The 24,098-nt window shown below is 70.7% G+C and carries 21 protein-coding genes, 3 tRNA genes and 2 pseudogenes; 14 read left to right on the top strand and 12 right to left on the bottom strand.

The annotated features are described in order from the left end of the window. The 8 genes from recF (at window position 1) to ACKOB8_RS13935 (ending at window position 8,697) form a co-directional block, all read left to right on the top strand. Window positions 1-1,149 carry a DNA replication/repair protein RecF gene (gene recF / locus ACKOB8_RS13970; RefSeq protein WP_526378244.1) on the top strand — a complete coding sequence of 383 codons (1,149 nt, stop codon included), beginning with the start codon at window positions 1-3 and terminating at the stop codon, window positions 1,147-1,149. A gap of 47 nt (window positions 1,150-1,196) precedes the next feature. Continuing rightward, window positions 1,197-1,700, top strand: a complete 504-nt coding sequence (locus ACKOB8_RS13965; protein ID WP_526378328.1) for a DUF721 family protein — start codon at window positions 1,197-1,199, stop codon at window positions 1,698-1,700. A gap of 214 nt (window positions 1,701-1,914) precedes the next feature. Further along, the gene (gene gyrB, locus ACKOB8_RS13960) at window positions 1,915-3,945 is read left to right on the top strand and encodes a DNA topoisomerase (ATP-hydrolyzing) subunit B (protein WP_526378242.1); all 2,031 of its coding nucleotides are present in this window, start codon (window positions 1,915-1,917) and stop codon (window positions 3,943-3,945) included. A gap of 34 nt (window positions 3,946-3,979) precedes the next feature. Further along, on the top strand, window positions 3,980-7,039 hold the full coding sequence (gyrA, locus tag ACKOB8_RS13955; RefSeq protein ID WP_526378240.1) for an intein-containing DNA gyrase subunit A: 3,060 nt from the start codon (window positions 3,980-3,982) through the stop codon (window positions 7,037-7,039). 79 nt (window positions 7,040-7,118) lie between these two features. Continuing rightward, a complete protein-coding gene (locus ACKOB8_RS13950) occupies window positions 7,119-7,880 on the top strand; it encodes a DUF3566 domain-containing protein (RefSeq protein WP_526378238.1) in 762 nt (253 codons plus the stop codon). 58 nt (window positions 7,881-7,938) lie between these two features. Then, a tRNA-Ile gene (locus tag ACKOB8_RS13945) sits at window positions 7,939-8,012 on the top strand. 22 nt (window positions 8,013-8,034) lie between these two features. Next, window positions 8,035-8,107 (top strand) — tRNA-Ala (locus ACKOB8_RS13940). A 59-nt stretch (window positions 8,108-8,166) separates the two neighbouring features. After that, the gene (locus ACKOB8_RS13935; RefSeq protein WP_526378236.1) at window positions 8,167-8,697 is read left to right on the top strand and encodes a peptidylprolyl isomerase; all 531 of its coding nucleotides are present in this window, start codon (window positions 8,167-8,169) and stop codon (window positions 8,695-8,697) included. A gap of 3 nt (window positions 8,698-8,700) precedes the next feature. Here ACKOB8_RS13935 and ACKOB8_RS13930 read toward each other — a convergent pair whose 3' ends face one another. Next, window positions 8,701-9,060, bottom strand: a complete 360-nt coding sequence (locus tag ACKOB8_RS13930) for a PH domain-containing protein (protein ID WP_526378234.1) — start codon at window positions 9,058-9,060, stop codon at window positions 8,701-8,703. 162 nt (window positions 9,061-9,222) lie between these two features. Further along, window positions 9,223-9,504 carry a cell division protein CrgA gene (gene crgA / locus ACKOB8_RS13925; protein WP_526378232.1) on the bottom strand — a complete coding sequence of 94 codons (282 nt, stop codon included), beginning with the start codon at window positions 9,502-9,504 and terminating at the stop codon, window positions 9,223-9,225. Window positions 9,505-9,618: 114 nt separating this feature from the next. Here crgA and ACKOB8_RS13920 point away from each other — a divergent pair. Beyond that, window positions 9,619-10,319 (top strand): annotated as a pseudogene (locus ACKOB8_RS13920) (aminodeoxychorismate/anthranilate synthase component II); the annotation flags it as partial. Here the strand turns inward: ACKOB8_RS13920 and pknB are convergent. The 7 genes from pknB to ACKOB8_RS13885 form a co-directional block, all read right to left on the bottom strand. Further along, on the bottom strand, window positions 10,287-12,155 hold the full coding sequence (gene pknB / locus ACKOB8_RS13915; protein ID WP_526378230.1) for a Stk1 family PASTA domain-containing Ser/Thr kinase: 1,869 nt from the start codon (window positions 12,153-12,155) through the stop codon (window positions 10,287-10,289). The pseudogene ACKOB8_RS13920 and the gene pknB overlap by 33 nt on opposite strands. Continuing rightward, window positions 12,152-13,339, bottom strand: a complete 1,188-nt coding sequence (locus ACKOB8_RS13910) for a protein kinase domain-containing protein (RefSeq protein WP_526378228.1) — start codon at window positions 13,337-13,339, stop codon at window positions 12,152-12,154. The genes pknB and ACKOB8_RS13910 overlap by 4 nt, the downstream gene beginning before the upstream one ends. A 66-nt stretch (window positions 13,340-13,405) precedes the next feature. Further along, entirely contained in the window at window positions 13,406-14,884 is a 1,479-nt protein-coding gene (gene pbpA, locus ACKOB8_RS13905) for a D,D-transpeptidase PbpA (protein ID WP_526378226.1), read from the bottom strand. After that, window positions 14,881-16,278, bottom strand: a complete 1,398-nt coding sequence (rodA, locus tag ACKOB8_RS13900) for a peptidoglycan glycosyltransferase RodA (protein ID WP_526378224.1) — start codon at window positions 16,276-16,278, stop codon at window positions 14,881-14,883. Before rodA ends, pbpA begins: the two co-directional genes overlap by 4 nt. Further along, a complete protein-coding gene (locus tag ACKOB8_RS13895; RefSeq protein WP_526378222.1) occupies window positions 16,275-17,645 on the bottom strand; it encodes a PP2C family protein-serine/threonine phosphatase in 1,371 nt (456 codons plus the stop codon). Before ACKOB8_RS13895 ends, rodA begins: the two co-directional genes overlap by 4 nt. Continuing rightward, window positions 17,642-18,109, bottom strand: coding sequence for an FHA domain-containing protein FhaB/FipA (locus ACKOB8_RS13890; RefSeq protein ID WP_526378220.1), 468 nt, complete (start codon window positions 18,107-18,109; stop codon window positions 17,642-17,644). The genes ACKOB8_RS13895 and ACKOB8_RS13890 overlap by 4 nt, the downstream gene beginning before the upstream one ends. Window positions 18,110-18,202: 93 nt before the next feature. After that, the gene (locus ACKOB8_RS13885; RefSeq protein WP_526378218.1) at window positions 18,203-19,681 is read right to left on the bottom strand and encodes an FHA domain-containing protein; all 1,479 of its coding nucleotides are present in this window, start codon (window positions 19,679-19,681) and stop codon (window positions 18,203-18,205) included. A 176-nt stretch (window positions 19,682-19,857) separates the two neighbouring features. Here ACKOB8_RS13885 and ACKOB8_RS13880 point away from each other — a divergent pair. After that, window positions 19,858-19,940 (top strand) — tRNA-Leu (locus ACKOB8_RS13880). 36 nt (window positions 19,941-19,976) lie between these two features. Further along, the gene (locus ACKOB8_RS13875; protein WP_526378216.1) at window positions 19,977-20,237 is read left to right on the top strand and encodes a hypothetical protein; all 261 of its coding nucleotides are present in this window, start codon (window positions 19,977-19,979) and stop codon (window positions 20,235-20,237) included. 15 nt (window positions 20,238-20,252) lie between these two features. Here ACKOB8_RS13875 and ACKOB8_RS13870 read toward each other — a convergent pair whose 3' ends face one another. Next, entirely contained in the window at window positions 20,253-21,032 is a 780-nt protein-coding gene (locus tag ACKOB8_RS13870; RefSeq protein WP_526378214.1) for a cyclase family protein, read from the bottom strand. A 30-nt stretch (window positions 21,033-21,062) separates the two neighbouring features. Here ACKOB8_RS13870 and ACKOB8_RS13865 point away from each other — a divergent pair, with 30 nt between their 5' ends. After that, window positions 21,063-22,130 carry a phosphotransferase family protein gene (locus ACKOB8_RS13865; protein WP_526378326.1) on the top strand — a complete coding sequence of 356 codons (1,068 nt, stop codon included), beginning with the start codon at window positions 21,063-21,065 and terminating at the stop codon, window positions 22,128-22,130. Here ACKOB8_RS13865 and ACKOB8_RS13860 read toward each other — a convergent pair. After that, entirely contained in the window at window positions 22,110-22,409 is a 300-nt protein-coding gene (locus ACKOB8_RS13860) for a hypothetical protein (RefSeq protein WP_526378212.1), read from the bottom strand. The genes ACKOB8_RS13865 and ACKOB8_RS13860 overlap by 21 nt on opposite strands. Before the next feature lie 72 nt (window positions 22,410-22,481). After that, a complete protein-coding gene (locus ACKOB8_RS13855) occupies window positions 22,482-22,895 on the bottom strand; it encodes a WhiB family transcriptional regulator (RefSeq protein ID WP_526378210.1) in 414 nt (137 codons plus the stop codon). 149 nt (window positions 22,896-23,044) lie between these two features. Between ACKOB8_RS13855 and ACKOB8_RS13850 the strand changes: the two genes are divergently transcribed. Both ACKOB8_RS13850 and ACKOB8_RS13845 read left to right on the top strand, forming a co-directional pair. Then, entirely contained in the window at window positions 23,045-23,785 is a 741-nt protein-coding gene (locus ACKOB8_RS13850; protein WP_526378208.1) for a helix-turn-helix domain-containing protein, read from the top strand. Continuing rightward, window positions 23,779-24,098: pseudogene (locus ACKOB8_RS13845) on the top strand (C40 family peptidase); the annotation flags it as partial. The gene ACKOB8_RS13850 and the pseudogene ACKOB8_RS13845, both read left to right, overlap by 7 nt.

Raw genomic sequence — 24,098 nt, 5'->3', positions numbered from 1 at the left:
ATGTATGTCCGTCACCTCACGCTGCACGACTTCCGCTCGTGGCCCGAGCTTGATCTGGAGCTGACCCCGGGGCGCACGGTGATCGTCGGGGCCAACGGGTGCGGCAAGACCAATCTCGTTGAGGCGCTGTGGTACGTCGCGACCCTGGGCTCACACCGGGTGGCCAATGACGCGCCGCTGATCCGGACCGGCGCGGAGCGGGCGGTCGTCTCGGCGATCGTGGTCAACGAGGACCGCGAACTGGCGGTCGATATCGAGATCACCGCCGGCCGGGCCAACCGGGCGCGGCTCAACCGGTCCGCGGTGCGCAGCACCCGCGAGGTGCTCGGCGCCCTGCGCGCGGTGCTGTTCGCTCCCGAGGACCTGGCCCTGGTCCGGGGTGACCCGGCCGAGCGGCGGCGCTATCTCGACGAGCTGGCGACCGTGCGCCGGCCGGGCATCGCCGGCGTTCGGGCGGACTACGACCGTGCGCTGCGTCAGCGCACCGCGCTGCTGAAATCGGCGACCGGGTCGCGGCTGCGTGGCGACCCGGGGTTTCTGGACACCCTGGAGGTGTGGGACGCCCAACTGGCCGCCCACGGCGCGGCGTTGATGGCCGCTCGCCTGGAACTGGTCAACGCGCTGGCACCGGAGGTGGAGAAGGCCTACCAACTGCTGGCCCCGGCCTCACGCCCGGCGACCATCGCCTACCGGGGCTGCGTTCCGGGTCCCGCCGACGGTGCCGTGGACGCCGCACAGCTCGAGACCGCGCTGCTGGCCGAACTGGCGCGCCGGCGCGACGCCGAACTCGATCGCGCCGTCTGCCTGGTCGGCCCGCATCGCGACGATCTGGAGCTGCGCCTCGGCGAGCACCCCGCCAAAGGCTTCGCCAGCCACGGCGAGTCGTGGTCGGTGGCGCTGGCGCTGCGGTTGGCGGCCTACGAGCTGCTGCGCAGCGAGGGCGGCGAACCGGTGCTGATCCTCGACGACGTGTTCGCCGAGCTGGACACCGCGCGGCGTCGGGCGCTGGCCGGGGTGGCGGCCACCGCCGAACAGGTGCTGGTCACCGCCGCGGTCCCCGAGGACATCCCGGAGGGCTGGCAGGCCACCCGGATCGGGGTCGGCGTGGAGGAACGCGAGACCGGGCGTGCCTCGGTGGTGCTGCCGTGAGCGGCGAGGATCCCGGGGAGTCCGGGCCCCCTCCAGGGCCCGCGGACATGGATCTGGTGCGGCGCGCCCTGGAGGAAGCCCGGGCCGCGGCGCGCGGGCAGGGCAAGGAGGTCGGCCGCGGCCGGCGCTCCCCCGCCGCGCCGCGGGCCGGGGGGCGCGGGACCCGCCGACGGTGGTCGGCTGCCGGGCCGGACAGCCGTGACCCGCAACCGCTGGGCCGGGTCGCGCGTGAAGTGGCCGGGTCGCGCGGATGGTCCCCCCGGGTGGCCGAGGGCACGGTGCTGGGCCAGTGGGCGGCGGTCGTCGGTGACCAGATCGCCGACCACGCCCGGCCCACCGCGTTGCGCGACGGGGTGCTCAGCGTCTCGGCGGAGTCCACCGCCTGGGCGACCCAGCTACGGATGATCCAGGCCCAACTGCTCGCCCGGATCGCGGCGGCCGTCGGCGACGGGGTGGTGACCACACTGCGCATCAGCGGGCCGTCGGCGCCGTCCTGGCGCAAGGGTCCGCGGCACATCCCGGGCCGCGGACCGCGGGACACCTACGGCTGATCACGCAGGCGCCTGAGCGCCACGAGAACGCATGCGATCCGTTTGTCAAGCGGCGCCAGGCATGTCGGGCCGAAAAATTCCGCGCACGGCTCAATCAGGTGTGCAGAAACGCCGCTCCAGAATCGGTCCTGTCGGGGTTAGCCGGTAGACTGGACGAGATCCCGGGAGGTTCCTCGCCAGCCCGACAGTCAGCCCCAAGGAGACCCGTCCGACCGTGCCTGCCCAGAAGAAGAAGACACCGCAAGCGGAGTACGGCGCCGAACACATCACCATCCTCGAGGGGCTCGAGGCCGTCCGCAAACGCCCGGGCATGTACATCGGCTCCACCGGCGAGCGGGGTCTGCACCATCTGGTCTGGGAGGTGGTCGACAACGCCGTCGACGAGGCGATGGCCGGATTCGCCAGCACCGTCGAGGTCCGGCTGCTCGACGACGGCGGCGTCGAGGTGCGCGACGACGGCCGCGGAATCCCGGTGGCCAAGCATGAGACCGGCGTCCCCACCGTCGACGTGGTGATGACCGTGCTGCACGCCGGCGGCAAGTTCGAATCCGACGCCTACCAGGTCTCCGGCGGTCTGCACGGGGTGGGTGTCTCGGTGGTCAACGCGCTGTCCACCCGCGTCGAGGTCGACATCAACCGCGACGGCTACGAGTGGTTCCAGAGCTACGACCGTTCCGTGCCCCAAACACTCAAGCAGGGCAATGCCACCAAAAAGACCGGCACCACGGTGCGCTTCTGGGCCGACCCCGACGTGTTCGAGACGACGAACTACGACTTCGAGACCGTGGCCCGGCGCCTTCAGGAGATGGCCTTCCTCAACAAGGGTCTGACGATCAACCTCACCGACGAGCGCGTCACCGCGACCGAGGTCGTCGACGAACTGGTCAGCGATACTGCCGCTGCACCGAAGTCCGCCGAGGAGAAGGCCGCCGAGCGCTCCGGGCCGCAGAAGGTCAAGCACCGCACCTTCCACTACGCCGGCGGACTGGTCGACTTCGTCAAGCACATCAACCGCACCAAGCAGCCGATCCACGGCAGCGTCGTCGACTTCGAGGGCAAGGGCGAAGGCCACGAGGTCGAGATCGCGATGCAGTGGAACGCCGGTTACTCCGAGTCGGTGCACACCTTCGCCAACACGATCAACACCCACGAGGGCGGCACGCACGAAGAGGGCTTCCGGGCCGCGCTGACCAGTGTGGTGAACAAGTACGCCAAGGACCGCAAACTGCTCAAGGAAAAGGACGCCAACCTCACCGGCGACGACATCCGCGAGGGGCTGGCCGCGGTGATCTCGGTCAAGGTCGGCGAGCCGCAGTTCGAAGGCCAGACCAAGACCAAGCTGGGTAACACCGAAGTGAAGTCCTTCGTGCAGAAGATCTGCAACGAGCAGCTCAGCCACTGGTTCGAGTCCAACCCCTCGGACGCCAAAGTCGTCATCAACAAAGCGGTTTCCTCCGCGCAGGCCCGCATCGCCGCGCGCAAGGCACGCGAGCTGGTGCGCCGCAAGAGTGCCACCGACATCGGCGGACTGCCCGGCAAGCTCGCCGACTGCCGCTCGACCGACCCGTCCAAGTCGGAGCTCTACGTCGTGGAGGGTGACTCCGCCGGCGGCTCGGCAAAGAGCGGGCGCGACTCGATGTTCCAGGCGATCCTGCCGCTGCGCGGCAAGATCATCAACGTCGAGAAGGCACGTATCGACCGGGTGCTGAAGAACACCGAGGTCCAGTCGATCATCACCGCGCTGGGCACCGGCATCCACGACGAGTTCGACCTCGCCAAACTGCGCTACCACAAGATCGTGCTGATGGCCGACGCCGACATCGACGGCCAGCACATCACCACGCTGCTGCTGACCCTGCTGTTCCGTTTCATGCGGCCGCTCATCGAGAACGGCCACGTGTTCCTCGCGCAGCCGCCGCTGTACAAACTGAAGTGGCAGCGCTCCGATCCGGAGTTCGCCTACTCCGACCGCGAGCGCGACGGGCTGCTGGAGGCCGGGCTCAAGGCCGGCAAGAAGATCAACAAGGACGACGGCATCCAGCGCTACAAGGGCCTCGGCGAGATGGACGCCAAGGAACTGTGGGAGACCACCATGGACCCCGCGGTCCGGGTGCTGCGCCAGATCACCCTCGACGACGCCGCCGCGGCCGACGAGTTGTTCTCGGTGCTGATGGGCGAAGACGTCGACGCCCGCCGCAGTTTCATCACCCGCAACGCCAAGGACGTCCGTTTCCTGGATGTCTGAGAAGTAACGCCCGCACCGGCACGAAGAGGACCAGATGACCGACACCACGTTGCCGCCCGGCGGCGACGCAGCCGACCGCGTCGAACCGGTCGACATCCAGCAGGAGATGCAGCGCAGCTACATCGACTACGCGATGAGCGTGATCGTGGGGCGCGCGCTGCCCGAGGTGCGCGACGGCCTCAAGCCGGTGCACCGCCGCGTGCTGTACGCGATGTACGACTCAGGTTTCCGCCCGGACCGCAGCCACGCCAAGTCGGCCCGCTCGGTGGCCGAAACGATGGGCAACTACCACCCGCACGGCGACGCGTCGATCTACGACACCCTGGTGCGGATGGCCCAGCCGTGGTCGCTGCGCTATCCGCTGGTCGACGGCCAGGGCAACTTCGGCTCGCCGGGCAACGACCCGCCGGCGGCGATGCGCTACTGCGTCACCGGTGACGCGTGGGTGAGCCTCCCCGGCGACGAACGCATCCGCATCGCCGACGTGGTGGCCGGGGCAAGGCCGAACTCCGACAACGTCATTGAGCTCAAGGTGCTGGATCGCAACGGCTCGCCGGTGCTCGCCGAACGGCTGTTCCACTCCGGAGCGCACCCGACCTTCACGGTGCGGACCGCCGACGGCGCTGCGGTGACCGGCACCGCGAACCACCCGCTGCTCTGCCTGGTCAACTTCGGCGGCGTCCCGACCCTGCTGTGGAAGCTGATCTCGGAGATCGGCCCCGGCGACCACGTCGCGATGAGCGCCGAGCGCGGGACTTCGGGACACGACACGGTCGGTGACGTGCCGGGTTTGGCGGCGCTGCTCGCCGCGCACGGCGATGAACCCGACGTGCAGGCGATCGCCTCCGAACTGACCGACGGGCGCTACCGCTTCGCCACCGTGAGCGCGGTGCGCGATGCCGGCGTGCAGCCGGTGTACAGCCTGCGGGTCGACTCCGCCGACCACTCGTTCGTGACGAACGGGTTCATCAGCCACAACACCGAGGCCCGGCTGACCCCGCTGGCGATGGAGATGCTGCGCGAGATCGACGAGGAGACCGTCGACTTCATCCCCAACTACGACGGGCGGGTCCAGGAGCCCACCGTCCTGCCCAGCCGATTCCCCAATCTGCTGGCCAACGGTTCCGGCGGTATCGCGGTCGGGATGGCCACCAACATCCCCCCGCACAACCTCGGCGAACTGGCCGAGGCGGTGTACTGGTGCCTGGAGAACTTCGAGGCCGACGAGGAGGCCACCCTCGCGGCGGTCATCCAACGGGTCAAGGGCCCGGACTTCCCGACCTCCGGGCTGATCGTCGGCAACCAGGGGATCACCGACACCTACACCACCGGGCGCGGGTCGATCCGGATGCGCGGTGTGGTCGAGGTCGAGGAGGACTCCCGCGGGCGCACCGGGATCGTCATCACCGAGTTGCCCTACCAGGTCAACCACGACAACTTCATCACCTCCATCGCCGATCAGGTCCGCGACGGCAAGCTGGCCGGCATCTCCAACATCGAGGACCAGTCCAGCGACCGGGTGGGGTTGCGCATCGTCATCGAACTCAAGCGCGACGCGGTGGCCAAGGTGGTGCTCAACAACCTCTACAAGCACACCCAGCTGCAGACCAGCTTCGGGGCCAACATGCTGTCCATCGTCGACGGCGTGCCGCGCACCCTGCGGCTGGATCAACTCATCCGCTACTACGTCGACCACCAGCTCGACGTCATCGTCCGGCGCACCACCTACCGGCTGCGCAAGGCCAACGAGCGCGCCCACATCCTGCGCGGCCTGGTCAAGGCGCTCGACGCGCTCGACGAGGTGATCGCGCTGATCCGGGCCTCAGAGACGGTGGACATCGCGCGCGAGGGTCTGATCGGACTGCTCGACATCGACGAGGTGCAGGCCCAGGCGATCCTGGACATGCAGCTGCGCCGGCTGGCGGCGCTGGAACGCCAGCGCATCATCGACGACCTGGCCAAGATCGAGGCCGAGATCGCCGACCTGACCGACATTCTCGCCAAGCCGGAACGCCAGCGCGGCATCGTTCGCGACGAACTGACCGAGATCGTCGACAAGCACGGCGACGCCCGGCGCACCCGGATCATCGCCGCCGAGGGCGACGTGGCCGACGAAGACCTGATCACCCGTGAGGACGTCGTCGTCACCATCACCGAGACCGGTTACGCCAAGCGCACCAAGACCGACCTGTATCGCAGCCAGAAGCGCGGCGGCAAGGGCGTGCAGGGCGCGGGCCTCAAGCAGGACGACATCGTGCGGCACTTCTTCGTGTGCTCCACCCACGACTGGATCCTGTTCTTCACCACCCAGGGCCGGGTCTACCGGGCCAAGGCCTACGACCTGCCCGAGGCCGCCCGCACCGCGCGCGGCCAGCACGTCGCGAATCTGCTGGCGTTCCAGCCCGACGAGAAGATCGCACAGGTCATTCAGATCAAGGGCTACACCGACGCCCCGTACCTGGTGCTGGCGACCCGCAACGGTCTGGTCAAGAAGTCCAAACTGACCGACTTCGACTCCAACCGCTCCGGCGGGATCGTCGCGGTCAACCTGCGCGACGGCGACGAACTGGTGGGCGCGGTGCTGTGCTCGGCCGAGGACGACCTGCTGCTGGTGAGCGCGAAGGGACAGTCGATCCGGTTCTCGGCCACCGACGAGGCGCTGCGGCCGATGGGACGGGCGACCTCCGGTGTGCAGGGGATGCGGTTCAACACCGACGATCAGTTGCTGTCGCTCAACGTGGTCCGGGAGGGCACCTACCTGTTGGTCGCCACCGCCGGCGGCTACGCCAAGCGCACCGCGATCGAGGAGTACACCGCCCAGGGCCGCGGCGGCAAAGGCATCCTGACCATCCAGTACGACCCCCGGCGCGGCAGCCTGGTGGGCGCCCTGGTGGTCGACGAGGACAGCGAGCTCTACGCGATCACCTCCGGCGGCGGGGTCATCCGCACCGCGGCCCGCCAGGTCCGCAAGGCGGGCCGGCAGACCAAGGGTGTGCGGTTGATGAACCTCGGCGAGGGTGACTCGCTGCTGGCCATCGCCCGCAACGCCGATGAGGCCGACGAGGCCGACGAGGCCAGTGGCGACGCCGATTAGGCCCACCCCGGCCTCCGCACCGCCCCGGACGGACTAACGTGGGCCATCGGGACAGGACCCGAGTGCTAAAGGAGTGCTGGTGAGTTCACCGAACGAACCGGATCCGCCCGCCGCCGGCGCGGCGCCCCCGAGTGCGGCCGGCTCGGCGGAGGTTCCGCCGTGGCAGCGCGCCCCGCGGCCCACCCCGCCGGCCCCGGCGCCGGGCCCGGACCCCTACGCCGACAAGAGAATCAGCCGCTACGTCACCGGTGTCGCGGCGCCCGACCTGAGCTCGCTGGATCCCGCGCCGCCGCCCGGGCGGATCGACGCCCGCCCGGAACGCACCGACACGGCCCCGACGCAGGCCTACCCCAGCGAGTTGCCGAATCTGTCCGCCCCGCCGCGGCCGATGCCCGCGCCGCGTCCGCCGGCCGCGTCCTCGGTGATGGCCGGGTTGCGCGAGCAGGCCTCGCGGATCCTGGTCGCCAACCGGCCGCGCGGCCCGGTGCGCGCCTCCATGCAGATCCGCCGCATCGATCCGTGGAGCACCCTGCGGGTGTCGCTGCTGCTCTCGGTCGCGTTGTTCTTCGTCTGGATGATCGCGGTGGCGTTCCTCTATCTGGTGCTCGGCGCGATGGGCGTGTGGAGCAAGCTCAACAGCAACGTGGGCGATCTGCTGACCGGCACCGGTGGTGGCGGCGGCGAACTGGTGTCGGCGGGGTCGGTGTTCGGCGGCGCCCTGCTGATCGGTCTGGTCAACATCGTGCTGCTGACCGCGATGGCCACCGTCGGTGCCTACATCTACAACCTGAGCACCGACATCGTCGGCGGCATCGAGGTCACCCTGGCCGATCTCGACTGAGAGGCATTTGGGCAGGCCGGGGCGGGTGCGGTAATCTCGTCGCTCGTCTTGGTGATCGGGGCCTATAGCTCAGGCGGTTAGAGCGCTTCGCTGATAACGAAGAGGTCGGAGGTTCGAGTCCTCCTAGGCCCACCGCCGGCGGTCGTTCCGGCACGGGGCCTTAGCTCAGTTGGTAGAGCGCTGCCTTTGCAAGGCAGATGTCAGGAGTTCGAATCTCCTAGGCTCCACAGGCCCGTGGCTGACCCCAGATCCGGGGATGGCACCGGGAATGGCACACTGTCTCCCCGTGACCACAAGCCCGATTCAGACCGCGACCGCGACCCTGCACACCAACCGCGGCGACATCACGATCGCCCTGTTCGGTAACCACGCCCCCAAGACCGTGGCCAACTTCGTCGGCCTCGCCGACGGCTCCAAGGACTACTCCACCAAGAACGCGTCGGGCGGCAGCGCGGGCCCGTTCTACAACGGGTCGGTGTTCCACCGCGTCATCGACGGGTTCATGATCCAGGGCGGCGATCCGACCGGCACCGGTCGTGGCGGGCCCGGCTACCGCTTCGACGACGAGTTCCATCCCGAGCTGCAGTTCGACCGGCCCTACCTGTTGGCGATGGCCAACGCCGGGCCGGGCACCAACGGTTCGCAGTTCTTCATCACCGTGGGCGCGACCCCGCACCTCAACCGCAAGCACACCATCTTCGGCGAGGTCATCGACCCGGAGTCGCAGAAGGTCGTCGACGCCATCGCCGGCACCGCCACCGACCGCGGCGACCGGCCCACCGACGACGTGGTGATCGAGTCGGTCACGATCGCCTGAGCCTCAGCGCCCGGCGAAGCCCGCGTCGGTCAGCGCGTCCAAGACCGCCAGCGGGTCCCCGCCCAGGTCCCAGCGGCTGAGCACGATCAGCGAGCCGGCCGCGTCGATCTCCAGCAGCCGGACCTTGCGGCCCAGCCGGCGGAACTCGGTGATCCGGATCAGGTCGATGTCCGAGCGGTGCAGCAGGTGGTTGCGCAGCCAGCCGCGGTAGACCAACCCGGCCTCCGGCCCGGACCCGGCGATCGCCAGCCGTGGCCGCGCCCGCCACGATCCCAGGGCGAAGACCAGCAGACCCACCGCGGCGACGCCGGTGAGGATCCGGCCGGGCGCGTCGACGGCGACGGTGAGACACCCCGCCGCCATGAGGACGCCGGCCAGGCCGACCAGGATGATCCCGGCCGGGCGCGGACCCCACTGAGCAGGCCGGACAGGGCTATCCCCAGGACTACCCACAGGACTACCCACAGAGGTTATCCACAGGGGTTATCCACACTGGGGATGAATCACATGCGTGTGATTGCGGTCTCACCGCCACCGCATGGTGAGCAACAGCCCGGCGATCATCAGGGCGAAGGCGATCGCGTAGTTCCACGGGCCCAGGTCGGCCATCCACTGCAGCGCGGGCGGGGTGTTGAAGCCCGAGGCCCCCAACTGGAAGACCAGCAACCACGCCAGACCCACCAGCATCAACCCGACGAACAGCACCACGAACCAGACGCTCGACGGGCCGACCTTCACCTTGACCGCGTTGCGGCTGACCGGGCTGACGGTGAAGTCGTTCTTCTTGCGGACCTTGGACTTGGGCATGGCTACCTTCAGAGACTCGGGACCGGGGACTGCCGGGAACTGCCGGGACAAGAGATTACCGCGTCCGGGCGACGGGCAACGATCGCCCCGGCACCACCCGGGTAGCCTGACCCGGTGCGGGTCCTGGTCGTCGACAACTACGACAGCTTCGTGTTCAACCTGGTCCAGTACCTCGGCCAGCTCGGCGTCGAGGCCGAGGTGTGGCGCAACGACGACGCCCGGCTGGCCGGCGAGGCCGCGATCGCCGCGGCGGCCGGCGGATTCGACGGAGTACTGCTCAGCCCCGGCCCGGGCACGCCCGAACGGGCCGGCGCCTCGGTCGCCCTGGTCGCTGCCTGCGCCGCCACGCGGACACCGCTGCTGGGGGTGTGCCTGGGACACCAGGCGATCGGCGTGGCCTTCGGCGGCACGGTCGACCGGGCCCCGGAGTTGTTGCACGGCAAGACCAGCGAGGTCTACCACTGCGACACCGGCGTGCTGCGCGGACTGGCCAACCCGTTCACCGCCACCCGCTATCACTCGCTGACGATCCTGCCCGAGACGGTCCCGGCCGAACTCGAGGTCATCGCGCACACCCGCGGCGGGGTCATCATGGCGGTGCGCCACCGCACGCTGCCGCTGCACGGGGTGCAGTTCCACCCGGAGTCGATCCTCACCGAGGGCGGGCATCGGATGCTCGCCAACTGGCTTTCGCTGTGCGGCGCGACCCCCGACGAGTCCCTGGTGGGCCGGTTGGAGCGCGAGGTCGCCGACACCGTCCGGGCGGCCCGCGGCGAACCGGCCTAGCCGGCGAAGCTGATGGTGACCGAGCCGCCGAAGTCGACCCCCGCGCCCGGCGGCGGGTTCTGCACGACCACCGCGTTGGCCCGCTGACCGCTGTTGGGCACGTCGGGCCCCTTGACCAGGGTGCCGCTCCAGCCCAGCGCGCGCAGCGCCGGTTCGGCGTCGACCCAGAACTGGCCGATCAGGTTGGGCATCACGAACTGGTTGCCCTTGGAGACCTTGAGGGTGACCGCGCCGTCGACGGGGACCGCCGAGCCGACGGGCGGTTCGGTGGCCAGCACCTGCCCGGCCGGTTCGGGGCTGTCCACCGGGGCGGTGAGGATCGTCTCGAACCCCAGCGTGTTGAGATTTCTGGTCGCGACCTCGACGGTCTGCCCGCCGAGGTCGGGGATCTCCTTGGTGCGCGGACCGGTTCCGACGACGATGGTGATCTCGTTGGTGATCGGCGAGGACTGGTTGGCCGGCGGGACGGTGTTGAGCACCTTGTCCTTCTGCTCGGGTTTGGAGGGCGCCTCGCCCTGCTTGAACTTGCCGAACCCGGCCGCGCTGAGTTTTTTGACCGCGTCGGCGTAGCTGAGGTTGGCCACGTCGGGGATCTCGCGCTGTTCGGGTCCGGTGGAGACGTTGACCAGGATCTCGTCGCCCGCACTGACCGACGCGTTGCCCGCCGGGTTGGTGCTGATGACCCGGTCGGGCGGCACCGTGCTGTCGGGGCGCTGCTGGGTGCGCGTCTTGAAACCCTTGTTCTGCAAGGTGGCGATCGCGTCGGCGGACACCTGGCCGCGCACGTCGGGCACCTGCACCGCCCGGGTGTTGCCGCCGAGGGTGTAGATCGCCAGGGTCACCACCACGGTCAGTACCGCCAGCACTGCGGCCGCCGTCAGCCAGCGGGTCCGGAACACCCCGGGGCGCGGCCGGCCGTAGTCATAGCCCGCCGCGCCGTCGCGCGGGCCGCCGCGACCGCCGCGGGTCGCGGCCATCAGCTGGGTCCGTTCGGCCGGGGTCAGCACCTTGGGTGCCTCCGGCTTCTCCCCGCTGTGCACCCGCACCAGGTCGGCGCGCATCTCCGCGGCGCTCTGGTAGCGGTTCTCCGGGTTCTTGGCCAGCGCCTTGAGCACCACCGCGTCGAGTTCCGGGGAGATGCCCGCCCGCTTGAACGACGGCGGGATCGGGTCCTCGCGCACGTGCTGGTAGGCGACGGCGACCGGGGAGTCGCCGACGAACGGGGGCTCGCCGGTGAGGATCTCGTAGAGCACGCAGCCCAGCGAGTAGACGTCCGAACGCGCGTCGACGGTCTCCCCGCGCGCCTGCTCCGGTGAGAGGTACTGCGCGGTGCCGATCACCGCGGCGGTCGCGGTGACACTGTTGCCGGTGTCGGCGATCGCCCGGGCGATGCCGAAGTCCATCACCTTCACCGCGCCGTTCTTGGTGATCATGATGTTGGCCGGCTTGACGTCGCGGTGGATGATGCCGTTCTGGTGGGAGAAGTTCAGCGCCTGACACGCGTCGGCGATTACCTCCAGCGCGCGCCGCGGCGGCATCGGCCCGTCGGTGTGCACGATGTCGCGCAGCGTCACGCCGTCGACGTACTCCATCACGATGTAGGGCAGCGGCCCGCTGGACGTCTCGGCCTCGCCGGTGTCGTACACCGCGACGATGGCGGGGTGATTGAGCGCGGCGGCGTTCTGCGCCTCGCGCCGGAAGCGCAGATAGAAACTGGGATCGCGGGCCAGATCAGCACGCAACACCTTGATCGCGACGTCGCGGTGCAGCCTCAGGTCGCGAGCCAGGTGCACTTCGGACATGCCGCCGAAGCCGAGGATCTCGCCGATCTGGTAGCGGTCGGACAGATGCGGGGGCGTCGTCACGGCACACCGCCGGTGTCCGGGGGCAGCAGCGGCGGGGGCTCGGGCGCGCCGGAGGTCACCGTCTCGGTCTCGATCACCTGCGGCGGCGGGGTGCTGCGGTTCTGCCGGTCGGCCAGCACGATCAGCACCGCGCTGACGATCGCCAGCACACCGAGCACACCGGCCGCCCACAGCAGCGCGCGCTGGCCGGAGGAGAACGACCGGCGGGCCGGCGGCGGCGGGCGGGTGGCACCGGAGCGCGCCCGCGGTGCGGTGGTGGTCGTGCGCGGTTCGGGACGGGCGCCGCGCGCGCCCGGGATCGCCGCCGGGGTGGCCTTGATGGTGGGTGCGGAGTTGGGCCGCGGCGGCCGGTTCCCCGAACGCACCGTGGCCACCGCGTCGGCGAACTGCCCGCCGCTGCGGTAGCGCAAACCGGGGTTCTTCACCAGGGTGATCTCGATCAGCTCGCGCACGTTGGGCGGCAGGTCGGGGGGAAGCGGTGCCGGCGTTTCCTTGATGTGCTTCATCGCCACCGTCAGCGCGCCGTCGCCGGTGAACGGGCGCTTGCCCGAAACCGCTTCGTAGCCAACGACTCCCAGCGAATAGACGTCGCTGGCCGCGGTGGCATCCTCACCGAGCGCCTGCTCGGGGGCGATGTACTGCGCGGTGCCCATCACCATCCCGGTCTGGGTGACCGGCGCGGCGTCGACCGCCTTGGCGATGCCGAAGTCGGTGAGCTTCACCTGGCCGCTGGGCGTGATGAGGATGTTGCCGGGTTTGACGTCGCGGTGCACCAGCCCGGCCGCGTGGGCCACCTGCAGTGCGCGGCCGGTCTGCTCGAGCATGTCGAGCGCATGGCGCAGCGAAAGCCGTCCGCTGCGTTTGAGCACCGAGTTCAGCGGCTCGCCGTTGATCAGTTCCATCACCAGGTAGGCGGTGCGGCCTTCGCCGTCGATCTCGGTCTCGCCGTAGTCGTGCACCGCCGCGATGCCCGGGTGGTTGAGCATGGCCACGGTGCGCGCCTCGGCGCGGAAGCGCTCCAGGAACTCCGGGTCGGAGGAGAACTCCTGCTTGAGCACCTTCACCGCGACGCGGCGACCCAGCCGGCTGTCCACGGCCTCCCACACCTGTCCCATGCCGCCGGTGGCGATCAGCCGCTGCAGCCGGTAGCGCCCGGAGAGCGTCTCGCCCACGCGCGGACTCATGGCTTGGCTCGCTTCGCTCGCCTGCGGGGGCTCATGGCTTGCCTCGCTTCGCTCGCCTGCGCGGGCTCATTGCGACCCCTGCAGCGCCGCGGCGATGGTGGCCCGCCCGACCGGTGCGGCCAGCGCTCCCCCGGTGGCCGACAACTGGTCGCCGCCGTTCTCGATCACCACCGCGACCGCGACCTTGGGATTGCTCGCCGGCGCGAACGCGATGTACCAGGCGTGCGGCGGGGTGTTGCGCGGATCGGTGCCGTGTTCGGCGGTCCCGGTCTTGGAGGCGATCTGCACGCCGGGGATCGCCCCCTGCTGCTGGGTGAACGTCTCGGCGGCGACCATCAAATCCGTTAGCTTAGCCGCGACCTGCGGCGAAACCGCGCGGCGCTGTTCTCGCGGCGCGGTGGTGCTGATCTCCGAAAGGTCGGGACCTTCCAGCCGTTCGACGAGGTAGGGCTGCATCACCACGCCCGCGTTGGCGATCGCCGCGGCCACCATCGCGTTTTGCAGCGGGGTGACCGCGACGTCCTTCTGGCCCATGCTCGACATCCCCACCGCGGCGGCGTCGCTCATCGGCCCGATGGTCGACTCGGCCACCTGAAGCGGTATCGGGTCGGGCAGGGTGTCGAACCCGAACGCGTCGGCCGTTGACCGCAGCGCCGGACCGCCGACGCGGATGCCCAGTTCGACGAAGGCGGTGTTGCAGGACTTCTCGAACGCCTCGCGCAGCGTCGCGGTCGGACCGGGCCCGCACGCGTTGCCACCGTAGTTCTCCAGGGTGGCGGTGCTGTCGGGCAGGGTGATGCGCGCCGCGGAGGTCAGCGCCGCATCCTCGCCCACGCCGGCGGCCAGTGCGGCGGCGGTGGTGATCACCTTGAACGTCGACCCCGGCGGGTAGCGCTCGGCCACGGCGCGGTTGGTCAGCGGCGCCGCGGGGTCGTCGCGCAGCTGCTGCCACGCTCCGCCCTGGGTGGTGGCGTCGTGGCTGGCCAGCAGGTTCGGGTCGTAGGACGGCGCGGAGACCATCGCCAGGATCCGGCCGGTCGCGGGTTCCAGCGCCACCACCGATCCCTTGCACGGGCCGGCGCAGCCGCCGCGCTGCAGGGCGTCCCAGGCGGCCTGCTGCACCCGCGGGACCACGGTGGTGTCGACGTTGCCCCCGCGCGGGTCTCGCCCGGTGAAGAAGTCGGCCAGCCGCCGGCCGAAGAGTCGCTCGTCGGAGCCGTTGAGCACGGAGTCCTCCGCGCGCTCCAGCCCGGTGCTGGAGTAGCGCAGCGAATAGAACCCGGTCACCGGCGCGTAGACCAGGGGTTCGGGGTAGACCCGCAGGAAGCGGTAGCGCCCGGTGGTCGACACCGAGTTGGCCAGCAGCCGGCCGCTGGCGGTGATCTGGCCGCGCTGCCGCGAGTACTCGTCGAGCAGGACCCGCTGGTTGCGCGGGTCGGAGCGCAGCCCGTCGGCCCGGAACACCTGGGTCACCGTGGCGTTGACGAGCAGCAGCACGACCAGCGCCATGACCATCGTGGCGATCCGCCGCAGTGAGGTGTTCATGCCCGGCCGATCACCTCGGTGCGGGCCGCCGCGATCGGGGTGCCCTGACCGGTCTCCAGCGGGCGGCGGGCGGCGTGCGAGATGCGCACTAACAGTGCCAGCAGCAGATAGTTGGCGAGCAGCGAGGAACCCCCGTAGGACATCCACGGCGTGGTCAGCCCGGTCAGCGGAATCAGGCCGGTGACCCCGCCGGCGACGATGAACAACTGGATGCCCAGCGTCGAGGCCAGCCCGGCGGCGAGCAGCTTGCCGAAACTGTCGCGGACCGCGACCGCGGTGCGCAGGCCGCGCACGATCACGACGGTGTAGAGCATCAGCACCCCGGCCAGGCCCACCAGCCCGAGTTCCTCCCCGACGACGGCCAGGATGAAATCCGTCGAGGCCGCCGGGACGGTGTCCGGCTGGCCGTTGCCCAGCCCGGCGCCGAACACTCCCCCGGTGGCGAAGCTGAACTGCGACTGCACCATCTGGTAGCCCGCCCCCTCGGGGTCGGCGAACGGGTCGATCCAGGTCTGCACCCGGGTGCGGACGTGCCCGAAAAGGTGGTAGGCGGCCAGGCTGCCCAGGCCGAACAGACCCAGTCCGATCACCACCCAGCTGAACCGTTCGGTGGCCACATACACCAGCACCAGGAAGGAGGCGTACAGCAGCAGCGAGGTGCCCAGGTCCTTCTCGAACACCATCACCCCGATGGAGATGAACCACGCCGCCAAGAGCGGCGCCAGGTCGCGGGGGCGGGGCAGGTCCAGTCCCAGCACGTGGGTGCCCGCGCTGGCGAACAGGTGACGCTTGGTGACCAGCACGCCGGCGAAGAAGATCAGCAGCAGGATCTTGGAGAACTCGGCGGGCTGGATGCTGAACCCGGGCAGCCGGATCCAGATCTTCGCGCCGTTGGTCTCCGACAGACTCGCCGGCAGCAGCGCCGGGATGATCAGCAAAACCAGGCCGGCGGCGCCGCAGATGTAGTCGTAGCGGGCCAGCAGCCGGTGGTCCTTGAGCAGGACGACCACCGCCGTGAAGCCCGCCACGCCCACCAGCGTCCAGAGCATCTGCTGTCCGGCGCTCGGCCCGCTCGAGTCGGACCCCTCGGCGAGGTCGAGGCGGTGGATGAGCACCAGGCCCAGACCGTTGAGCAGGGCGACCACCGGCAGCAGCAGCGGGTCGGCGTAGGGCGCGTAGCGGCGGATCGCCAGGTGCGCACAGACGAAGAGGGTCAGGAACACCAGGGTGTAGCTCAGCAGATCCCAGTGCAGGGACTGCTGCTGGTTGGCCTCCACGATCAGCAGCGCGACGGCGGTGATCAGGGCGGCGTAGAACAGCAGGCCCAGTTCGGCGTTGCGCCGGGTCGCCAGCGGCGGCGCGAGGACGACCGCCGCCTGCGGCGCGGTGCTCACGTCGGCTTCCGGCAGTCGGTGCCGGGCTTCTGCGGCGGGGTCTGCGGCTTGGCCGGACCGCGCGAGCCCGGTGCGGCGCCCCCGCCGCGCGCCGGGGCGGGCGCGGCGCAGACCGGCAGCAGCGAGGTGCGGGCCAGTTCGCGCAACTGGTCGATGGCGCGCTCCAGCGTTCCGGTGGGCAGCCCCGCGCTGACCTGGGCGCGTTCGGAGGGCCGCAGGTCCCCCAGCCGCATCAGCTGGCAGGACAGCTCCGAGTCCGCCTGCCCGGGGCTGATCTGGGACAGCTCGTTGCGGCCGTTGAGGCAGCCGAGCAGAAACGGCCGCTGCAGCTTGACGCCCAGGATCGAGGTGGGGATCCCGCGCATGATCGCGACGTTGTCCTGATAGGCGCTGACGTAATAGTTGTTGCGGATGACGGCGTAGCCCACGCCGATCCCGCTCAGCGCCAGCACCGCGATCAGGGCCGCGACGATAAGTGCGCGTCGATGCGAGCGCGGTGGCGGCGAATCCGATTGGGCCACAACCACAGTCGCCTCACTCGGCGGCTGGGTGATCGCCGAGGCGCGCCCGGCGGCGGTATCCGGGCGCTCCGCCTCGACGGTGTCGCCGGAGACCGCGCCGGCCAGGATGGGATTGGTCTGGGCGCCGTAGTCGTGGTCGACCACATCGGCGACGACGACGGTCACGTTGTCCGGGCCGCCGCCGCGCAGCGCGAGTTCGATCAGCCGGTCGGCACTGGCGGCGACGTCGTCGATCCGCAGCGCCTCCAGGATGGTCTCCTGGCTGACCGGGTCGGACAGCCCGTCGGAGCACAGCAGGTAGCGGTCGCCCTCGCGGGCCTCGCGCATGATCAGCGTCGGCTCGACCTCGTGGCCGGTCAGCGCCCGCATGATCAGTGAGCGCTGCGGATGGCTGTGGGCCTCCTCGGCGGTGATGCGGCCCTCGTCGACGAGGGTCTGCACGAAGGTGTCGTCCTTGGTGATCTGGGTCAGTTCGCCGTCGCGCAGCAGATAGCCGCGGGAGTCGCCGATGTGCACCAGTCCGAGCCGATCCCCGGCGAACAGGATGGCGGTCAGGGTGGTGCCCATGCCGTCGAGGTCGGGGTTGAGCTCGACCTGGTCGTGGATGGCGTCGTTGCCCTCGCGGACCGCGCCCTCCAGCTTGCCCAGCAGATCGCCGCCGGGCTCGTCGTCGTCCAGCGGCGCCAGCGCGGCGATCACCAACTGGGAGGCCACCTCGCCGGCGGCGTGCCCGCCCATCCCGTCGGCCAGGGCCAGCAGCCGCGCGCCGGCGTAGACCGAGTCCTCGTTGTTGGCGCGCACCAGGCCGCGGTCGCTGCGGGCGGCGTAGCGCAGGGCGAGGGTCACGGGCGCAACTCGATCACGGTCTTGCCGATGTGCACCGGCGTGCCGACCGGAACGCGCACCGCGGTGGTCACCCGGGAGCGGTCCAGATAGGTGCCGTTGGTGGAGCCGAGGTCTTCGACGTACCAGTCCGGGCCGCGCGGCGAGATGCGGGCGTGGCGGGTGGAGGCGTAGTCGTCGGTGAGCACCAGGGTGGAGTCGTCGGCGCGGCCGATGAGCACCGGCTGGGCGCCGAGGGTGATCCGGGTGCCGGCCAGCGCGCCCTCCACGACGACGAGTTGGCGGGCCGCGGCCCGGTGGGTCCGCACCCGGGAGCCCGCGCCGCGCAGCGCCAGTCCGCGGCGCACCATCACCGCCCCGGCGGGGGCGTAGATGTCGTTGCGCAGGATGCGCAGCACCGACCAGATGAACAGCCACAGCAGCAGCAGGAAGCCCGCACGCGTCAGCTGTAGGACTAGTCCCTGCACGCGGCCCTCCGTCCCGACTTCGGCAACGTCACAGGATACTTCGCACGAGGGTCGCGCGAAGGCGAAGCCGGACCAGCCGCGGCCCGCGAGCCGTCAGTGAACGCGCACGATGATCTCGGAGTGGCCCAGCCGGATGACGTCTCCGTCGGCCAGCTGCCACTCCTGCACCGGGGCGTTGTTGACCGTGGTCCCGTTGGTGGAGTTGAGGTCGGTCAGCAGCGCGACGTCGCCGTCCCAGCGGATCTCCACGTGCCGGCGCGAGACGCCGGTGTCGGGAAGCCGGAACTGGGCGTCCTGGCCGCGGCCGATGACGTTGGCGCCTTCGCGCAGTTCATAGGTCCGGCCGCTGCCGTCATCGAGCTGCAGGACGACGGTGTGCGCGGCGGGCTGGTAGTCGCCCGGGGCGACCTGGCCGTAGCTCTGGGTCTGGCCGTACTCCTGACCCTCCCGGCCGTAATCCCGGCCGTACTGCTGGTCGCCGTACTGCTGGTCGCTGTACTGCTGCCCGCCGTATTGCTGCCCGCCGTATTGCCGGTCGTCGTACTGCTGCCCGCCGTATTGCTGGCCGCCGTATTGCTGTCCGCCGTCGCGGCGGTAGTCCTGGCCGTAATCCCGGCCCTGTTCGCGGCTGGGGTCCCGGCCGTATTCGTAGTCGGGTGCCGGCGGGCCGCCCTGCTCGTAGCCACGCTCGTAGCCCCGCTCGTACCCCCGGTAGTCCTGCTGACCCGGGGGCGGGCCGTACCCGGCCGGCGGGCGGCCGTACTGCTGGGGGTAGTTGGGGCCGTACTGCTGGGGATGCTGGGGATAGTTGGGCCCGTACTGCTGGCCGTACTGGGGACCGTAGTTCGGGTACGGCTGACCCTGATAGGGACCGGGCCCGTAGTTCGGCGGGTAGTCGCGGCCGTACTCCTGGTCACCGGGCCGGTCATAACCAGCCTGGCCGGGCGGCCCGTAGGTCGGCCGGTAGCCCTGGTCGTAGCCGGGCTGACCGTATCCGCCGCCCGGACCCGGGTAGCGGGGTGCCTCGGCCCGCGAATCCTCCGGCGAGCGCCGGTCGTCCCGGTCGTCCCGGTCGTCGCCGGGCCGGTCCGGGCCGCTCTGCTGGCTGGGGTTGTCGGTCATCGCTGGCACTCCTGACTGTGGGAAAACCGTATTGAGTTGTCTGTGGGGGTCGACGCCCCCCCTGATGTCGGGGTTGACCGTGGCCCGGGCCCGGTACTGACCGGTGTGCAACCCGTCGGAGCGGTCGAACCGGACGACCACGTCACCATAGGTCTGCCATCCCTGCTCCTGAATGTAGTCCGCAAGATGGCTGGCGAAGGCATCCGCGGTGAGGTTGCCCTCCCGGCCCAACTTCTCGAAGTCAGACCCACTGAGCGTAATGATGTAGTCATTGGGAACCAAAAACCGCCCACCGGGCAGTTCGCGCATCCCGTCGGAGGCCTCGCGCCGCAGCAGTGCCTCCACCTCCTGGGGGATCACCGCGCCACCGAACACCCGCGCGACGGCATCGCCCACGCCGTGCTCGAGCAGCCGTTCGATGCGCTGCGCCAGACCCTCCTGGATTCCCACCGGACCGCCTACCTCGAACGCGGCGGGCCTGATGGCGCCGCCCTGGTTGCGAACATGGTATCGGCCCAGGTCAGCGGATCGTCATTCGGAGAACTCTGAGAATCACATCCGTGCAGGTCGGCGGCGCAGGGCTTGGGGCCACTCGGTGCCACCGTGATACGCTCCCCCGGTCGTTGGGGCGAGTGGCGGAATGGCAGACGCGCTGGCTTCAGGTGCCAGTGTCCTTCGGGACGTGGGGGTTCAAGTCCCCCTTCGCCCACCCACGCGCTAATCACCCGCGAGTACCGTGAGGCGCATGCCCGACGAACCCACCCCGGCGGCGCCCGGCCCGCCGCCCGCCCCGCAGGCCGATACCGGCTACACCGAGGCGGGCGTGCCGACCCTCGAGGGCGTCCGGGACACGATCGAGGCCCGCTACGGCAACGCGCTGGGCGCGACCGAGCTGGCCGAGGAGACCCCCGAGGTGCGCACCGCCCGCGAGCGGTTCGACCAGCGCGAGAAGGCCGCCGCCGAGAAGCTCGAGCAGATCCGCGCCTCGATGCGCGAGGCCGACTAGCACCCCGCCGGCGCGTCACTCGTCGAAGATCGCCACCGCCCGGGTCCATCCCGCCGAGGCCGCGTGGATCTTCACCGGGAAGCAGGCCACCTGGAAACCCGACGCCGGCAGCGACTCGAGGTTGTGCAGCTTCTCCAGGTGGCAGTAGCCGATCGTCCGCCCGGCGCGGTGGCCCTCCCAGATGATCGAGGCGTCGTGGCTGCTCGCGTAGCGCGCCGCGGTGTAGACGAACGGCGCATCCCAGCTCCAGGCGTCGGTCCCGGTCAGCCGCACCCCGCGCTCCAGCAGGTACAGCGTGGCCTCCCGGCCCATCCCGCAGCCCTTGCTGACGTAGTCGGGGGCACCGTAATGCGTTCCGGCGCTGGTGTTGACCACCACGATCTCCAGCGGGGCCAGGGTGTGCCCGATCCGCTCGAGTTCGGCTGCCACGTCCTGGGCGCCGGCCACGTAGCCGTCCGGCAGGTGCCGGAAATCCAACTTCACCGCCGGCTGCAGGCACCACTCCAGGGGCACCTCGTCGATGGTGATCGCCCGCTTGCCGCCGTCCATCGTCGAGGCGTAGTGGTAGGGCGCGTCGAGGTGGGTGCCGTTGTGGGTGGTGATGCGCACCCGTTCGATCGCCCAGCCCTCGCCGTCGGGCAGGTCGCCCACCGTCGCCCCGGGAAAGAACGACACCACCTCCGCGGCGGTCTGGCGGTGGTCGTAGTAGTCGATCTCGGGCAGGTGGCCCGGCGGATCGGAGGCGATGCCCGCCTGCAGCGGGACCGACAGATCCACGAACCGTCGCTTCTCCATGGCGGCCAATGGTAGTTCTGGTCCGTGGCGATGCTGCCGATACCCGCGAGACCCCAGGACGTGACCCCGGCCTGGCTGTCGGGCGTGCTCGGCGTCGAGGTCGCCGACGCCGCGATCGCCCCGATCGGGACGGGCCAGACCGCGGCCACCTACCGGGTCGCGGTGCGCTACCGGGACGACGGGGTCGCCGGAGCATCAAGGCCGGACTCCTTCGTGGTCAAACTGCCCGCCGCCGATCCGGCGGTGCGCGAACGGGTCGCGCTGAGCTACCGCTGCGAGCACGCCTTCTACACCGAGGTCGCGCACACCCTGGCGGTGCCGGTCCCCCGCTGCTATCACTGCGCGGTCAGCCCCGACGGCGACTTCGTGCTGCTGCTGGCCGATCTGGCCCCGGCCGAACAGGGCGACCAGATCCGCGGCGGCACGCCCGCGCGGGTGCGACTGGCCGCCACCGCCCTGGCCGGTTTGCACGGCCCGCGGTGGTGCGACCCGGCCTGGCTGAGCTTCACCGGCACGGTGATGCCGCGCCCCGACGCGGCGGCCGCGCGCGGTCTGGGCGAGATCACCGTGCTGGCCGCCCAGACCACCGTGGACACCCTCGGGTCGCGGCTGAGCCCGGCTGATCGCGCCACCACGCTGGAGGCCGCCGCGCTGATCGGCGACTGGCTGCTGGGCGCGCCGGACCGCTTCAGCCTGCTGCACGGGGACTACCGCATCGACAACCTGCTCTTCGATCCCGAGCGCAGTGCCGTGACGGTGGTGGACTGGCAGACCCTGGCGGTCGGACTGCCCGCCCGCGATCTGGCCTACCTGATCGCCACCAGCCTGCCCTCCCCCACCCGCGCCGACCACGAACGCGAGCTGGTCGACGCCTACCACCGTGCGCTGCTGGGCTACGGCGTGAGCGGGTATGACGCCGAAACCTGTTGGCAGGACTACCGTTTGGGCGCCCTGCAGGTCCCGCTGATCACCACGCTGGGTTTCGCGTTCTCCACGGCGACCGAACGCGGCGACGAGATGGTGCTGGCGATGCTCGAGCGCGGCGCGCACGCGATCCGCGAGCTGGGCTCGCTGGAGTTAGTCCGCGCGGGCGTCTGAGGAGGGTCCGCCCGGCTCGGTGGAGATGTCGGGCGACAACGCGTCGGCGGTCAGTGACTCTGGCGCGGGCGCTTCGGACTCGGTGAACGGCGGCTCATCGGAGTCGGCGTTGTGCGCACCGGCCGGGGTGTGCACGGCGGCGCGCCAGTCCCGAACCAGCAGCACGATCCCGGCGGCGGCCAGCGCGACCACGAGCACGGCGACCCACGGGCTGGCGGTCAGCACCGCCACGAGCAGCGCGAGCGCCGCGGCCACAGCGCACACCACGACGACCCGCACGCCCACAGTCTGCTACGGCCTGCGCACGCTGACCACCACCCGGGGCTTCGGCGGCCCGCCGGGCGCGTCGGCTCAGGCCGCGCTGCGCGGCCGGCCGCCCGAACCCACGTGCACCACGACCGCCCCGGCGTCGGGTAGCTCCTCGCCGCGGGAGAGCAGCTCCACACTCTCGGGCAGTTCGCGCGGATTGATCAGGCCGTCGGCGATGCGCCGCAGGACGGCGTGGGCGTGGGCGAGTTGATGGCGCTTGCGGTACTGCCCGCCGGGCAGCTTCACCCCCGCCCACACCCCGTATTCCTCCCCGCCGGTGACCGCCCGGCGGGCGCACAGCCGCTGCTGGGCCAGCGGGCAGCGCCGCAGGCACAGGGTGCGGGCCTTGCGGGCGGACTGCTCGTAGACCCGGGCCTTGGCGGCGCCGTCGCTGGCGTCGTCGTCGGCGTAGCCGAACCACAGGTCCGGGTCGGCAGCGCAGGGTCGGTCGGACATGGGGCCTCCTCGTCGTCGGTGGTCTCGCCAGCGGCGTGCAGAGCGTATACATTTCTGCCTACGCTTCGCAACAGAAACATAACCAAAAACGTATATCAACTCCGGGTCGGCCGCCCTGTGTACGATCCGTCTATGCCCGGGGTCCGACGGTGAGCAGAACAGCCGCAGGCGCGGCCATCAGGGCGCTGCGGGAATCGCGGGGACTGTCGCTGGCGGAGTTGGCGGCGGCCACCGGGGTCAGCGCGATGGGGCTGAGCTACCTGGAGCGCGGCGCCCGCAAGCCCCACAAAGGCACAGTTCAGAAGGTCGAAAACGGGCTGGGCCTGCCGGCCGGGACCTACCGGCGGCTGCTGCTGGCCGACGATCCCGACGCCGAACTGGCGGAGCTACTGGCGGTCACCCGGGCCGAGACCGGCGCGGCGAGCGACCCGGCCGGGCTCGTGGTCAGCCGGCACAGCGACGCCGACGTGCTCGCGGCGCACGCCGAAGCGCACGTCGAATCCCTGAAAACGTTGACAACCCGGCTGCCCGCGGAATCATCAAACGAATACGAGTCGTATCTTCTTTCCGTGGTTGCACAGTGTGTGAAGGCGGAGCTGCTGGCGGCGAACTCGTGGCGGGTCGCCGTCAACGCCGGCGGGCCGTCCGCCGACCGGCTGATGGGCCATCTCAAATCCCTCGAAGGGCTGCGCTCGGGCCTGCTGGCGCGGCTGTCGGCGAGCATGGGCGCACGCTTTGACCGGGCCTGCGCGCGGGCGGGGCTGCCCGAGCCGGTGATCGCCGAACTGATCGGGGTCAGCCCGGAGGAGATCTGGGATATCCGCAACCGCGGGGTGATCCCCCCGGGTGCGCTGCCCCGGGTGCGCGCCTTCGTCGAGGGGGAGTGCTGAGCGCCGGAACCGAGATCGACCTGCTGGCCCGCGCCCACGCACTGTTCGCCGGCCAGCCCGGCTCCGGGCTGCTGCAGGGCGCGGCGCCCACCGGCCGGCCACCGGACTCCTGGGCGGGCCCGGCCGCGGCGTCCTACCGCGCCGCCACCGCCGCGATCGGCACCGATCTGCTGCGCGCGGGACACACCGACACCGAACTGGCCGCGATCCTGGCCGCTGCCCGGCGCGACCACGCCGCGGCCGGGACCGACACCCGCGCGGTGCTGGCCGCCGCCCGTGCCGAGGCGGGCGTGGTGGCCGACAATCCGCTCGC

Source organism: Mycobacterium sp. (assembly GCF_046091765.1).
Classification (GTDB): domain Bacteria; phylum Actinomycetota; class Actinomycetes; order Mycobacteriales; family Mycobacteriaceae; genus Mycobacterium.
The sequence above is the reverse complement of the archived record's forward strand: the minus strand, read 5'-3'. Positions and strand labels throughout refer to the sequence as shown.